At 64.7% G+C, this 855-nt stretch carries 1 protein-coding gene; it reads left to right on the plus strand.

Going from position 1 to position 855, the window contains the following annotated elements; translation table 11 throughout:
• Positions 1 to 55 precede the first annotated feature (55 nt).
• Positions 56 to 855: DDE-type integrase/transposase/recombinase (locus ACTFO6_RS17325; RefSeq protein WP_439935681.1), on the plus strand; the 800-nt coding region annotated here is incomplete at its 3' end.

Below are 855 nucleotides of genomic sequence, written 5' to 3' on the forward strand. Positions count from 1 at the left end.
TGCATAAGTTCACAAACCTTTGGCACTCCTTCGAAGCGGGAGGAGCGCCTTGCAAGTGCATCATGTCGGGTACCGGGTCCGGGGGTTCTACCGGCTAGCCAAGCTGGGGCATCTTTGGGAGATGACCCCCAAAGATGCCCAAGAACGACTCGGAATCCTGCGCTTCTGGGACAAACACGGCCTGCAAGCCACCCGGGATGCCTTCGGGGTTTCCCGAAGGACGCTCTATCGGTGGAAGCAGGCCCTGCGGGAGGCCGGCGGAAACCCGGCGGCACTGGCGGCGAAGTCCTGCGCGCCCAAGCGCAAGAGAACAGCTCAAACCGACCCGAGGCTCGTGGCCGAGATCAGGCGGCTGCGCACGTGCTATCCCAACCTAGGCAAGGAAAAGCTTTCCGTCCTGCTTGCCCCCTGGTGCGAGGAAAGGCGCATGAGGCTGCCGTCGGTGTCCACCCTCGGCAGGATCATCGCCCGCGCGCCCGACAAGATGCGCCACGCCCCGCAGCGCATCGACACCCGCGGACGCCTGAAGCCCTGGCGCCGTCACCCCAAACCCCGCAAGCCCACAGGCGTCAGGACAGCACCGCTCGAGTGCCTGGCGGTGGATACCATCGAACGCGTCCGCGATGGACTGCGCCGCTATATCCTCACCTTCATCGATCCGGCCAGCCGCTTCGCTTTTGCCGTGGCCACCCCCGGCAAGGCCAGCCGCCACACCCAGAGCGCACTTGCCGCCGCCTTGAGCCTGCTGCCCACCAAACCCCAGGTGGTCTTGTCGGACAACGGAAGTGAGTTCGAATCGAGCTTTGCCAAAACCCTCGAAGCCCACGGCATCGAACGCTGGTACACCTACCCCAA

The sequence above is a fragment of the Pelomicrobium sp. G1 genome, assembly GCF_051905455.1.
Taxonomy (GTDB): Bacteria; Pseudomonadota; Gammaproteobacteria; order Burkholderiales; family UBA6910; genus Pelomicrobium.